At 75.8% G+C, this 12,110-nt stretch carries 10 protein-coding genes and 1 pseudogene; 5 read left to right on the top strand and 6 right to left on the bottom strand.

The window, feature by feature from the left end:
• Both J5O08_RS07830 and J5O08_RS07825 read left to right on the top strand, forming a co-directional pair.
• Positions 1–1,109: pseudogene (locus J5O08_RS07830) on the top strand (hypothetical protein); the annotation flags it as partial.
• Between the two features lie 72 nt (positions 1,110–1,181).
• A complete protein-coding gene (locus J5O08_RS07825; protein ID WP_147796174.1) occupies positions 1,182–1,634 on the top strand; it encodes a ribose-5-phosphate isomerase in 453 nt (150 codons plus the stop codon).
• Between the two features lie 109 nt (positions 1,635–1,743).
• Here the strand turns inward: J5O08_RS07825 and J5O08_RS07820 are convergent, their stop codons facing one another.
• A complete protein-coding gene (locus J5O08_RS07820; RefSeq protein ID WP_255589460.1) occupies positions 1,744–3,021 on the bottom strand; it encodes a GNAT family N-acetyltransferase in 1,278 nt (425 codons plus the stop codon).
• Positions 3,022–3,129: 108 nt separating this feature from the next.
• Here J5O08_RS07820 and J5O08_RS07815 point away from each other — a divergent pair, with 108 nt between their 5' ends.
• Both J5O08_RS07815 and J5O08_RS07810 read left to right on the top strand, forming a co-directional pair.
• Positions 3,130–4,227 carry a PP2C family protein-serine/threonine phosphatase gene (locus tag J5O08_RS07815; protein WP_308281467.1) on the top strand — a complete coding sequence of 366 codons (1,098 nt, stop codon included), beginning with the start codon at positions 3,130–3,132 and terminating at the stop codon, positions 4,225–4,227.
• A 3-nt stretch (positions 4,228–4,230) separates the two neighbouring features.
• Entirely contained in the window at positions 4,231–4,560 is a 330-nt protein-coding gene (locus J5O08_RS07810; RefSeq protein ID WP_217616558.1) for an MGMT family protein, read from the top strand.
• Positions 4,561–4,711: 151 nt separating this feature from the next.
• Here the strand turns inward: J5O08_RS07810 and J5O08_RS07805 are convergent, their stop codons facing one another.
• Positions 4,712–6,247: an MFS transporter gene (locus J5O08_RS07805; protein WP_218706304.1), complete on the bottom strand. Its 1,536-nt coding sequence runs from the start codon at positions 6,245–6,247 to the stop codon at positions 4,712–4,714.
• Positions 6,248–6,385: 138 nt separating this feature from the next.
• On the opposite strand from J5O08_RS07805, the gene J5O08_RS07800 reads away from it, so the two are divergent.
• Entirely contained in the window at positions 6,386–7,069 is a 684-nt protein-coding gene (locus tag J5O08_RS07800; protein WP_218706302.1) for a TetR/AcrR family transcriptional regulator, read from the top strand.
• 155 nt (positions 7,070–7,224) lie between these two features.
• On the opposite strand, the gene J5O08_RS07795 is transcribed toward J5O08_RS07800, so the two are convergent.
• The 4 genes from J5O08_RS07795 to J5O08_RS07780 are packed head-to-tail and all read right to left on the bottom strand — an operon-like array spanning position 7,225 to position 12,099.
• Positions 7,225–7,719, bottom strand: a complete 495-nt coding sequence (locus tag J5O08_RS07795) for a CoA-binding protein (RefSeq protein ID WP_218706301.1) — start codon at positions 7,717–7,719, stop codon at positions 7,225–7,227.
• Positions 7,719–9,161 carry an O-acetylhomoserine aminocarboxypropyltransferase/cysteine synthase family protein gene (locus J5O08_RS07790; RefSeq protein ID WP_218706300.1) on the bottom strand — a complete coding sequence of 481 codons (1,443 nt, stop codon included), beginning with the start codon at positions 9,159–9,161 and terminating at the stop codon, positions 7,719–7,721. The genes J5O08_RS07795 and J5O08_RS07790 overlap by 1 nt, the downstream gene beginning before the upstream one ends.
• Positions 9,161–11,224, bottom strand: a complete 2,064-nt coding sequence (gene acs, locus J5O08_RS07785) for an acetate--CoA ligase (RefSeq protein WP_218706299.1) — start codon at positions 11,222–11,224, stop codon at positions 9,161–9,163. The genes J5O08_RS07790 and acs overlap by 1 nt, the downstream gene beginning before the upstream one ends.
• Entirely contained in the window at positions 11,221–12,099 is an 879-nt protein-coding gene (locus tag J5O08_RS07780; protein WP_218706298.1) for an ABC transporter permease, read from the bottom strand. The genes acs and J5O08_RS07780 overlap by 4 nt, the downstream gene beginning before the upstream one ends.
• Positions 12,100–12,110: the final 11 nt, after the last annotated feature.

Raw genomic sequence — 12,110 nt, 5'->3', positions numbered from 1 at the left:
GCGCGGCGCTGCGCGCGGCGGTCGACGGCGGCGGGTCCGGCCCGTCGCTCCGGGAGCTCGCGGGCGGCATCCGGTCCGGCAGCGGCGCGCTCTCGGGCGCGGTCGGCGACCTCGTGACGGGGCTCGACCAGCTCGCCGCGTCGTCGGCGGCGGTGGCCGCGGGGGCCGCCGGGGTCGCGGGCGGGGCCGGGCAGGCCGCGGCGGGTGCCGGCGCGCTGTCCTCGGGCGCGGCGGGCGTCGCCTCCGGTGCCGCGGGCGTGGCGACGGGCGCCGCCGGACTCGCCTCCGGCTCCGCGCAGGCCGCGACGGGCGCGGCCGAGCTGGCCTCGGGCGCGCAGTCCGCCGCCGACGGCGCGACGTCGCTGTCCGGCGGCGTGTCCACGCTCGCCTCCGGGCTCGCGCAGGGTGCGCAGCAGGTCCCGACGTACGACGACGCGCAGCAGTCCGCGCTGACCGCCGTGGTGCCCGCGCCGGTGGTGGCCGACGACGCCTCCGCCCCGCTCGGCCCGCAGGACGCGGTCGTCGCGCCGGTCGTCGTGCCGCTGGCCGTGTGGCTCGGGGCGCTCGCGGTGTTCGTCGTGCTGCCGGCGGTCCCGCGCCGCGCGGCGTACGCCACCGCCGGCGCCGCGGGTCTGGCCGTGCGCGGCTGGCTCCCGGCGGCGGCGCTCGGCGGCGTGCAGGCGCTGCTGCTGGCGGCCGCGCTGCCGCTGCTCGACCTGCGGGCGGTCGACCCCGTCGGCGCGGTGCTGGTGACCCTGGTCGGCGCGGCGTCGTTCGCGGCGGTGAACCAGGCGATGCGCGCGCTGTGGGGCCGCGCGGGGCTCGTGGTGTCGCTCGCGTTCCTGGCGCTGCAGGCGGCGTCGGTCGGGGTGCTGGTCCCGGCCGAGACGGCGCCGCCGTTCTTCCGCGCGGTCGGCGGTGCGCTGCCGGTGCCGCAGCTCGCGACCGCGCTCCAGGTGCTCGTGCTCGGTGTGGACGGCTCGTGGATCCGGGCCGTCGCCGGGCTGCTGGCCTGGGGCGTCGCGGGCCTGGGTCTGACGGTGCTGGCCGTGCGCCGGGTGCGCGTGCGGGTGCCCGCACGTGACCTCGCCCTGGCGCGGGCGGCGTGACCCGCGCCGTGCCGGCGGGCTGATCCGCGGACACCGGGTCCGGGCGCGGCCGGCGTGCGGCAGGATGGCCCCATGCGTATCCATGTCGCCGCTGACCACGCCGGGTTCGAGCTCAAGGTCGCGCTGGTCGAGCACCTGCGCGCCGCGGGGCACGACGTCGTCGACCACGGGGCCGCCGAGTACGACCCGCAGGACGACTACCCCGCCGTGTGCTTCGCCGCGGGCGAGGCCGTGGTGGCCGACCCGGGCAGCCTCGGCGTCGTCATCGGCGGGTCCGGCAACGGCGAGCAGATCGCCGCGAACAAGGTCACCGGCGTGCGTGCCGCGCTCGCGTGGAACACCGACACCGCGCGGCTCGGCCGGCAGCACAACGACGCGAACGTCGTCGCGATCGGCGCCCGGCAGCACTCGGTGGACGAGGCGCTGGAGCTGGTCGACGTGTTCGTGAACGAGCCGTTCTCCCAGGACCCGCGGCACCAGCGCCGGATCGACCAGCTCGCGGCGTACGAGGCCGCGCGCGCCTGACGCGCCGCGCACCTCGCCTCGCGCGGAGAACCGCCGAGATGGCAACTCTCGGCTGTCTCGCGGGCGCCGCGGACAGCCGAGAGTTGCCATCTCGGCGAGCGGGGGTCGCTCAGAACACCCAGGGGCACACCGGGGCGACCGGCCAGCCGAACGCGGTCGCCGCGCGGTGCAGCGCGTCCGGGCGCGCTGCCGTGACCTGGCCGGCCGCCGACAGCGCCGTCAGGCTGCGGCCGCCCAGGTAGGCGGCGCCGAGCTCGCGGACGTCCAGCACGAGGTCCGGCGCGTCCGTGCCGGCCGGCTCGACCCGGGCGGCGTAGGTGCCGTCGGCGCCGGCCTCGCCGGTGACCAGCCGCCACGCGCCGTCGTTGCCGGGCAGCAGCGCGTCCCGCACCCCGAGCACCACGTCGACCGGCGCCGCGTACCGGCGACCGGTGAGCGCGGCCGGCACGTCGAGCAGCCGGACCCACAGGTTGTCGCTGACCTTCGGCACGGGGCGCCGGGTGTCGACCAGCAGCGCGAGCAGCGGGTCGTCGACGGGCAGCATGTTCGAGGTCACCGTCGTGGTCAGGTCGAGGTCGAGCAGCATCGACCACAGCCGGTGCGCGGCGGCGGCGTCGACCGAGGCGGCGAGCCGCACCTGCACCGGGTACTCGGGGCCGCCGTCGCCCCAGGTCTGCGTGCGCCGCAGGATGGCGAACGCCCGCGCCGCACCGTCGGCGGCGTGCACCGTGACCAGCCGCGCCGGCTCGCCGCCGTTCCGCCAGGCCGCCGGGTCGGCGGCCGCGATGCGCCGCAGCGCGTCCGAGCCGCGCCGGATCCAGCCCGGCCGGCCGGCGCCCGCCGCGGCGTACACGTCCTCGACCAGGCCCTCGTGCGCCGCCGGGTCGAGCGTCGCGAACCGCACGGTCAGGTCCGCCGACCCCGGCACGTCCCGCAGCGCGGCGCCGCGGGGCAGCGTCAGGCGGACGTGGTCCGAGGCGGAGCCGTAGCCGTACCGGCCGTAGATGCCCGGCTCGGCGGCGAACAGCGCCGACACCGGCTCGCCCCGGCCGAGCGACCGGTCGAGGTGCGCCCGGATCATCGTCGACAGCAGGCCGCGCCGCCGGTGGTCCGGCCGCACCCCGACCCAGGTCAGCCCGGCGCACGGCACCTCGCCGCCGGGGGTGGGGAGCGTGAACGCGTACGAGCCGTGCACGGCGACGACCTCGCCCGCGTCGGTCTCGACCGCGACCGCGCGGTCGAGCGGCACCGCGAACGGCACCTCGGCGTCGTACGCCGCGTCGTGGGCCTGCTCGGCGAACGCCATGGCGTCGACGGCGCGGTACTCCGCGACGCGGTCGGCGGTGATCTCGAACAGGCGGTACCCGGAGGTCGTGGCGGTGCTCATGGCCGCCATCCTGCTGGCCGGCGTCGGGGCGGGTCACGCGATTTCGGCCGCCGACCCTGCCGTGGCGGCACCTGGCCGAGCCCTCAGGGTGCTGGGTACCCTCGCGGCGTGACCCCGCCCGCCCCGCGCCGACGCCGGGCCGCGAGCGTGCTCGACCGGGTCCGGGCGTGCCTGCGCCGGTACGGCGTGGGGTCGCAGCCCGCCCTGACGACGATGCTGGTCGGCCTGACCCTGCTGGCGTCCGCGGGCATCGTCTGGGCGCGGCCCTGGGTGCCGCCGTCGACGTTCATCCTCATCGAGCTGCTGGGCGCGTTCCTGCTCCGGATGCGCGGGATGGTCGTGCTCTGCGCGGCGATCGTCGTGCAGTTCGTCGCGATCCCGCTCGCCGGGCTCGGGGACTTCACGCCGGGCACGTTCGTCCTCCAGGGCATCGCGATCGGCGCGCTGCTGGCCTTCGCCGCGCACCGCGAGCGGCTCGGGCTGCAGGGCGCGCCCGGCGAGCTGATGCTCGTCGACCTGCGGGACCGGCTCGCCGCGCACGGTGCGGTGCCGGCGCTGCCCGACGGCTGGACGGTGCAGACGGCGCTGCGATCCGCGCACCGCGAGGCGTTCTCGGGGGACTTCGTCGTCGCGGCGCCGCGGCTGCAGGGCGCCGTGCTGGAGATCGCGCTCGTCGACGTGTCGGGCAAGGGGCAGGACGCGGGCGTGCGCTCGCTCCAGCTCTCCGGCGCGCTCGCCGGGCTGATCGGCCAGCTGCCCGCGCCGGACTTCCTGCCGGCCGCCAACGCCTACCTGCTGGCGCAGGACTGGGACGAGGGCTTCGCGACCGCGGTGCACGTCAGCCTGGTCCTCGCGACGGGGGAGTACACGGTGTACTCCGCGGGCCACCTGCCGCCGGTGCACCTCGATGCCGGCTCCGGGGCCGTCGACCTGGTCCCGGCGAGCGGCGGCCCCGCGCTCGGCGTCCTCGAGGGGGCGGTCTTCCCGTCGGTGCGGGGCCGGGTCGACCCCGGGGACATCCTGCTGCTGTACACGGACGGCCTGGTGGAGACCCCCGGGGGCGACCTCGACCTCGGCATCGACCGGCTCTGCGGCGTCGCCGAGAGCGTGCTGTCGACCGGGCGCGGGGACGCCGACGACGTCATCGCGCGGGTCGGTGCCGGCGAGGGCGACGACCGGGCGCTCGTGCTGGTGCGGAGGGGCTGAGGCGTGGACGAGGCGTACCTGGAGGCGGTGCTCGACCTGGTCGACGCGATCCCGTCCGGCCGGGCGATGACCTACGGGACGATCGCGGAGGTGGTGGCGGACCGGTTCGTCGCCGAGGGGCTGCCCGCGCGCGGCGGGCCGCGGCAGGTCGGGCAGATCATGTCCCGCGGCGGGTCCGGGGTGCCGTGGTGGCGGGTGGTGAACGCCGCGGGGTCCCCGCCGGCGCACCACGCGCGGGCGGCGCTGGAGCACCTGCGCGCGGAGGGGACGCCGCTGTCGGCGGACGGCACGCGGGTGGCGCTGCGCCGGGCGATCTGGTTCCCGGACGACTGACCCGGCGACCCCGTCGCCGGGCGTCGTGCTCGTGCCCCGGGCGTCCCCCACGCCGAGATAGGACCCCCGGCGCGAGGTAGGACCGTCCTAGGTCCTACCTCGGCGCGGAGGCCCTATCTCGGCGGCTCGGGCGTGGCGCGCGGGGCGGTCGTCAGTGCGCCGCGACCGGCGCCTCCGCCGGGGCGCCCGCCGGGGCCGGGGCCAGCTCCGCGCGGGCCTGGCGGTCGGCGCGGGTGCGGAACAGCAGGGCCGCCATGACGGCGCCGCCCGCGAAGATCACCGCCGACCACGCGTACGCGGTGTCGAAGCTGTGCAGCGCGGCCTGGGCCGCGACCTCGGGCGTCACCGGCGCGTGCTCGGCGAGGTAGGCCGAGGCGGCGGTCGCGGCCAGCGTGTTCAGCAGCGCGGTCCCGATGGCGCCGCCGACCTGCTGGCTCGTGGACACCAGGGCCGAGGCCGCACCCGCGAGCCGCGGCTCGACGCCGAGGGTCGCGAGCTGGAACGACGCCGGCATGATCGACGCCATCCCGATGCCCATGAGGATCAGGCCCGGCAGCACGTGCGCGGCGTAGGTGCTGTCCAGCTCGAGCCGGGTGAAGGTGAGCATCGCGACGGCCGCGAGCAGCATGCCGATCGGCACCAGCACCTTGGGCCCGAACCGCGGGATGAGCAGGTTCGACTGGATCTGCGCGGTGACGATGATCGACAGCACCATCGGCAGGAACGCGACGCCGGTGCGCATCGGGGTGTACCCGAGCGTGGTCTGCAGGTAGTAGGTGAGGAACAGGAACACGCCGAACATGCCGGACCCCGCGACGAGGATGCCGAGGAACGACGCGCCGCGGTCCCGGTCCACCACGACGTCGAGCGGCAGCACCGCGTTCGGGGCGGTGCGCTGCCGGGCGACGAACGCGACGAGCAGGACGGCGCTCGCGGCGAGCGAGCCCCAGGTCAGCGGCGAGTCCCAGCCCTGCGGCTCGGCCTGGGAGAAGCCGAACACCAGGGCGAACAGCCCGGCCGAGCCGAGCACGACGCCGGGGACGTCCAGCCGGTGCCCCGCGGCGCCACCGGCCCGGGGGAGCAGGATGCTGCCCGCGACCACGGCTATCGCGGCGATCACGACGTTGACGTAGAGGTTCCAGCGCCAGTCGAAGTTCTCGGTGAGGTAGCCGCCGAGCAGCAGGCCGATGGCGCCGCCCATGCCGGCGATCGCGCCGAAGATGCCGAACGCGCGGGCGCGCTCCTTCGGCACCGTGAACGTGGTGGTCAGCACAGACAGCGCGGCGGGGGCGAGCACGGCGCCGAACACGCCCTGCAGCGCGCGGGCCGCGACCAGCAGCTCGAACGTGCCGGCGGCGCCGCCGAGGGCCGAGGCGACGGCGAAGCCGACCAGGCCGATGAGGAACATGCGGCGGCGGCCGAACATGTCGGACAGCCGGCCGCCGAGCAGCAGCAGGCTGCCGAAGGCGAGGGCGTAGGCGGTGACGATCCACTGCCGGTCGTTGTCGCTGAAGCCGAGCTCCGCCTGGGCGGAGGGCATGGCGATGTTCACGATGGTGGCGTCGAGGACGACCATCAGCTGCGCCAGCGCGACGGTGGCGAGGACGAGCCAGCGGCGCCGGTGCGGGACGCCGGCCGGGCCGGCGGCGGGCGCGGCCGGGGTGGTGGGTGCGGCGGATGAGGACATGCGGGTGCTCCGGTCGGGACGACGGTGTGGGGGGATGGCACGACGGTAAACCAGGACCGGCCAGTTTCGAAACCCCCGAGTCTCGATTTGTTTCCACGGCGCGCGGCGGGCATGATGGCGATGTCGAGAGGAGCCCGGATGGCCGCGCGCGAGGACGTCGCGGCCGTCGGCGCGCCCGAGGACGGGGCCGGCGTGCCCGCCGCCCGTCGGCCGGGCCGGCGCCGCGACGAGTCGAAGGACGAGGTCATCCTCGCCGCGGCCCGCGAGCTGCTCATCGAGCGCGGCTACGACGGCATGACCATGGACGCGGTCGCCGAGCGCGCCGGGGCGGGCAAGTCGACCGTCTACCGCCGCTGGTCGTCGAAGGTGCAGCTCACCGTCGACTGCCTGCTGTGCGCGAAGCAGATGACGATCGACGAGGTCCCCGACACCGGGTCGATCCGCGACGACCTGCTCAGCATCTTCGTGCGCGCCACCCGGATGAAGAGCGACGACCTGATGACCGGCCTGCTCACGGCGGTCCGCGAGGAGCCCGAGGTGCGTGCGGTGTTCCACGAGCAGTTCGTGGCGGGCCGGGTCCGGCTCGCGCGCGAGGTGCTCGAGCGCGCGCGGCTCCGCGGGGACACGGCGCCCGGGGCGGACCTCGACATGATCGCGGCGGTCGCGCCGGCGATGGCGCACTACCGCAAGGTCGTGGCGCACCGGCCGATGGACGCGGAGTTCGCCGAGCGGCTGATCGACACGATCATCCTGCCGCTGGCGACGGGCCGCCCGGCGGACGCCGCGGCGGGCGAGCAGGCGCTGCTCGCCGATGCGCGCTGACGCGCCGCCGCTCGCCGCTCGCGTCGCCCCGCGCGCCCGCCGCCCCGCTCCCGCGCGTCGCCCTCCGCCGCGCGCACCGACGCCGAGTCTCCGTTCTTCGTCTGCGCGCGACCGCGGAGGCAGAGACGCGAAAGGGAGACTCGGCGTCAGGGCGCCTACGCGAGGGCGCGCTTGCTGCTGATGACGCCCGTGTCGAAGCCCGCCAGGTGCAGGCCGCCGTGGAACCGGGCGTGCTCGATCTTCACGCAGCGGTCCATGACGACCGTCAGGCCCGCCGCCTCGCCGCGCTCCGCGACCTCCTCGTGCCAGGAGCCGAGCTGCAGCCACAGGGCCTTCGCGCCGACCGCCAGGGTCTCGTCGAGCACCGTGGGCAGGTCGTCGTGCCGGCGGAACACGTCGACCAGGTCCGGGACGACCGGGAGCGCGTCGAGCGACGGGTAGACGGGCTGGCCCAGGATCGACGTCTCGCGCGGGTTCACCAGGTAGACGTCGTACGGCGTGCTGGACAGCAGGTACGTCGTGACGAAGTACGACGCGCGGGCCGGGTTGTTGGACGCGCCGACGATCGCGATCGACCGGGTGCGGCGCAGCAGTGCCAGGCGGTCGGGGGCGCTCGGGCCCTGCCAGGTGCGCTCGGGGGTGGTGGTCATCAGTTCGCCTCCGGGACAGAGCAGGACGCGCCGCCGGCGATGCCGGTCACGGCCGCACCGACGACGGGCGCGGCGGGGACGCTCGGGCGCGCTGCGGCGGCCGCGGCCCCGCCGGTGGCGCCGTCGGACGCCTCGCGCGGCGCCGTCGCGACCGTCAGCGCCTGGTCCAGGTCCCAGAGGATGTCCTCCGGGTCCTCGAGCCCGACGCTGATCCGCACCAGGTCCTCGGGGACGCCCGCCGTGGCGAGCTGCTCCGCGGACAGCTGCTGGTGCGTGGTCGACGCCGGGTGGATGACGAGCGTGCGCGCGTCGCCGACGTTCGCCAGGTGGCTCGCGAGCTGCAGGTTCTCGATGAACCGGCGGCCGACCTCGCGGCCGTCGCGGTCCGCGGTCGCGGCGAGCCGGAACGCGAACACCGACCCGGGGCCGAGCGGCAGGTAGCGCTGCGCGCGCTCGTGGTGCGGGTGCGACGGCAGGCCGGCCCACTGCACCGACGTGACCCGCGGGTCGGCCTCCAGCCACTCGGCGACGGCCCGGGCGTTCGCGAGGTGCGCGTCGAGCCGCTGGGGGAGCGTCTCCACGCCCTGCAGCAGCTGGAACGCCGACTGCGCGGACAGCGACGGGCCGATGTCCCGCAGCTGCTCGGAGCGGAGCTTGGTGAGGAACCCGTACTCCCCGAAGTTCTCCCACCACTTCACGTCGTTGTACGACGGCACGGGCTCGGTCATCTGCGGGAACTTGCCGTTGCCCCAGTTGAACCGGCCGGACTCGACGACGACGCCGCCGAGCGTGGTGCCGTGCCCGCCGAGGAACTTGGTGGCGGAGTGGATGACGATGTCGGCGCCCTGCTCGATCGGCCGCACCAGGTACGGGGTCGACAGCGTGGCGTCGACCACGAGCGGGACGCCCGCGGCGTGCGCGACCTCGGCCAGCCCGGCCAGGTCGGCGACCTCACCCGACGGGTTGGCGACGACCTCGGTGTAGACGGCCTTGGTCTCGGGGCGGATCGCGGCGGCGTAGTCGGCCGGGTCGGTGCCCGCGACGAACGTGGTCTCGACGCCGAACCGGCGCAGGGTCACGTCGAGCTGGGTCACCGTGCCGCCGTACAGCTGCGCCGAGGCGACGATGTGGTCGCCGGCCCCGACCAGGGCCGCGAACGTGATGAACTCCGCCGCCATGCCGGACGCGGTGGCGACGGCGCCGATGCCGCCCTCGAGCGACGCGATCCGCTCCTCGAACGCGGCGACCGTGGGGTTGCCGAGCCGGGAGTAGATGTTGCCGTACTTCTGCAGCGCGAACAGGTTCGCGGCGTCGGTGGTGTCGCTGAACACGAACGACGTCGTCTGGTAGATCGGCACGGCGCGCGCGCCGGTCGCGGCGTCGGGGATCGCCCCGGCGTGGAGGGCGCGGGTGCGGAAGCCGAAGCGGTGCTCGGAGCTCATCAGGCGGTGGCCTCCTCGGCCTCGGGGATCGGGGCGAGGCTAACGCCGTCACGCAGCAGCGCGGCGACCTGGTCCACGGCCCAGGGGTTCTGCAGGGAGGTGACGTCGCCCAGCGGCCGGCCGTCGTGCAGCTCCGCCAGCAGCCGCCGCATGATCTTGCCGGACCGGGTCTTGGGGACCTCGGGGACGAGGACGACGTGCTTCGGCTTGGCGACCGGCCCGATCTCGCGCTGCACCTGGGCCCGCAGGTCCTCGCGCAGCGCCTCCGCGGCGGCCCGCCAGGCGGCCAGGTCCTCGACCGGGCCGGGCGCGACGGCCGGGACGACGAACGCCGCGACCGCCTGCCCGCCGACGGCGTCCACGACGCCCGCGACGCCGGCCTCGCCGACCGCCGGGTGCGCCACGAGGGCTGACTCGATCTCGATGGTCGACAGCCGGTGGCCGGCGACGTTGACGACGTCGTCGACCCGGCCGAGCAGCCACACGTCGCCGTCGGCGTCCCAGGACGCGCCGTCGCCGGCCAGGAAGTAGCCGTGCGCGGCGAACGGCCGCCAGTAGGAGTCGCGGAACCGGGCCGGGTCGCCCCAGACGGTCCGGGCCATGCCGGGCCAGGTGCGGTCGAGCACGAGGTAGCCGCCGGACCCGCGCGGCACCTCGGCGCCCGCGTCGTCGACGACCTTCGCCGAGAACCCGGGCAGCGCGCGGGTGGCCGAGCCGGGCTTCAGCGTCGTGACGCCGGGGAGCGGGGCGATGACGGCCGCGCCGGTCTCGGACTGCCACCACGTGTCGACGACCGGCGCGGTCCCGGCGCCGAACTGCTCGCGGAACCACACCCACGCCTCGGGGTTGATGGCCTCGCCGACGGTGCCGAGCAGCCGGACCGTCGACAGGTCGTACCCGGCGGGCAGCCCCTCGGGGAACCAGGTCATGAACGTCCGGATCAGCGTCGGGGCTGTGTAGTAGACCGTGACGCCGTACCGCTCGATGACCTCGAGGTGCCGCTCGCGGTGCGGGGTGTCCGGCGTGCCCTCGTAGATCACCTGGGTCAGCCCGTTGCTGAGCGGGCCGTAGATCTCGTAGGTGTGCGCGGTGACCCAGGCCAGGTCGGCGGTGCACCAGTGCACGTCGTCGGGCTTGGCGTCGAACATCGCCCAGTGCGTCCAGGACGCTTGCGTGAGGTAGCCGCCGGTGGTGTGCACGAGGCCCTTGGGCTTCCCGGTGGTGCCCGAGGTGTAGATGATGAACAGCGGGTGCTCGGCGTCGAAGGCCTGCGGCTCGTGCTCGTCCGACGCCGTGTCCACGACGTCGTGCCACCAGACGTCGCGCCCCTCGGTCCAGGCCACGTCCTGCCCGGTGCGCCGGACGACCAGCACGTGCTCGATGTGGTCCAGGCCCTCGACCGCGGCGTCGGCGGCCGACTTCACCTCGACGGCCTGACCGCGGCGGAACTGGCCGTCGCTCGTCACGAGCAGCTTCGCGCCGGTGTCCTGCACCCGGAACCGCACGGCCTCCGCGGAGAACCCGCCGAACACCAGCGAGTGCACCGCGCCGATCCGGGCGATCGCCAGCGTGACGACGATCGTCTCGGCGATCACCGGCAGGTAGACGACCACGCGGTCGCCGGGCCCGATGCCGAGGTCGGTCAGGGCGTTGGCCGCTCGGGACACCTCGCGCTGCAGGTCCGCGTAGGTGATCGAGCGGCGGTCGCCCCGCTCGCCCTCGGCGTGGATCGCGACCTTGTCGCCGCGTCCGGCGGCCACGTGCCGGTCGACGCAGTTCACCGCGGCGTTGAGCCGCCCGCCGACGAACCACTGCGCCTCGGGCACGGTCAGCTCGCCGTCCGGCCCCTCGACCGCGGGGGACCAGGTGTGCGCGGTGTGCCACGGCTCGGCCCACTCCAGGCGGCGGGCGGCGTCCTCCCAGAAGCCCACATGGTCGGCGTCGGCCCGCGCCCGCAGGCGCTCAGCCTCCTCCGGTCCCACGTTCCAGTCGCCGGCCGGGGCCGGGTACGCGCGGGTCTCGGTCTGCAGCGCGGCGATCGTCGCGCTCGTCGTGCTCGTCATGCCCACCTTCTCAGCAGCGACTTCTCGGCCAGGCCGATCAGCGCGTCGGTCAGCTTGCCCAGCAGCGCCAGCAGGACGATCGCGAGGATCATCCGGTCGACGCGGCCGTTGTTGCCGGAGTCCATCAGGAGGAAGCCGAGGCCCATCGACGACGCGATGAGCTCCGCGGCCACCAGGAACAGCCACGACTGCGCGAGGGCGAGCCGCAGGCCCGCGACCACGGACGGCACGGCCGCGGGGAGCTGCACGGCGCCCAGCAGCCGCGCCCCGCGCAGCCCGTACGCGCGCCCGGCCTCGACCAGGTGGGCGTCGACGTGCCGCAGCGCGGCGACGACGGTCGTGTACACGGGGAAGAACGCCCCGATCGCGATGAGGGTCAGCTTGGACTCCTCGCCGATCTTCATCCAGAGGATCAGCAGCGGCACCCACGCCAGCGACGGCACCGCCCGGATCGCGCCGAGCACCGGCTCCAGCAGCGCGCCGGCCAGCCGGGACAGGCCGACGACCGACCCGACCGCGAGGCCGAGCGCCGCGCCGATCAGGAACCCGAGGACGACGCGCTGCGTCGAGATCGCGACGTACTGGCCGAGCAGGCCGCGCTCCGCGAGGTCGACCGCGGCCGTCCAGACGGACGCGGGGCTCGGCAGCTGGTACGGCGCGACCAGGCCCGACGTCGTGACGACCTGCCACGTGACGAGCAGGACCGCGGGGACGACCAGGCCGAGCGCGACGCGGACCGGGCGGCGGGACAGCGGGCCGGCGCCCGGCCGGGCGGGGAGGCCGAGGCTGAACGGGTTCAGCCCGGGCAGCGCGCGGCCGCGGGCGTCCGTCACCGGCGCGCTGGTGCCGGTGATCGTGCCGAGGACGGGGGACATGGCCTGCTCTT

The organism is Cellulomonas sp. PS-H5 (assembly GCF_019265565.1).
In the GTDB taxonomy this organism is placed as follows: Bacteria; Actinomycetota; Actinomycetes; order Actinomycetales; family Cellulomonadaceae; genus Cellulomonas.
Note: the sequence above shows the minus strand (reverse complement) of the source record. Positions and strands in the feature narration are given on the sequence as shown.

Excerpts from the sequence above, each read along its gene's own strand:
- acs (WP_218706299.1), bottom strand. The coding sequence starts at position 11,224 with ATGACGAGCACGACGAGCGCGACGATCGCCGCGCTGCAGACCGAGACC.
- J5O08_RS07790 (WP_218706300.1), bottom strand. The coding sequence starts at position 9,161 with ATGAGCTCCGAGCACCGCTTCGGCTTCCGCACCCGCGCCCTCCACGCC.
- J5O08_RS07780 (WP_218706298.1), bottom strand. The coding sequence starts at position 12,099 with ATGTCCCCCGTCCTCGGCACGATCACCGGCACCAGCGCGCCGGTGACG.
- J5O08_RS07825 (WP_147796174.1), top strand. The coding sequence starts at position 1,182 with ATGCGTATCCATGTCGCCGCTGACCACGCCGGGTTCGAGCTCAAGGTC.
- J5O08_RS07805 (WP_218706304.1), bottom strand. The coding sequence starts at position 6,247 with ATGTCCTCATCCGCCGCACCCACCACCCCGGCCGCGCCCGCCGCCGGC.
- J5O08_RS07820 (WP_255589460.1), bottom strand. The coding sequence starts at position 3,021 with ATGAGCACCGCCACGACCTCCGGGTACCGCCTGTTCGAGATCACCGCC.
- J5O08_RS07800 (WP_218706302.1), top strand. The coding sequence starts at position 6,386 with ATGGCCGCGCGCGAGGACGTCGCGGCCGTCGGCGCGCCCGAGGACGGG.
- J5O08_RS07795 (WP_218706301.1), bottom strand. The coding sequence starts at position 7,719 with ATGACCACCACCCCCGAGCGCACCTGGCAGGGCCCGAGCGCCCCCGAC.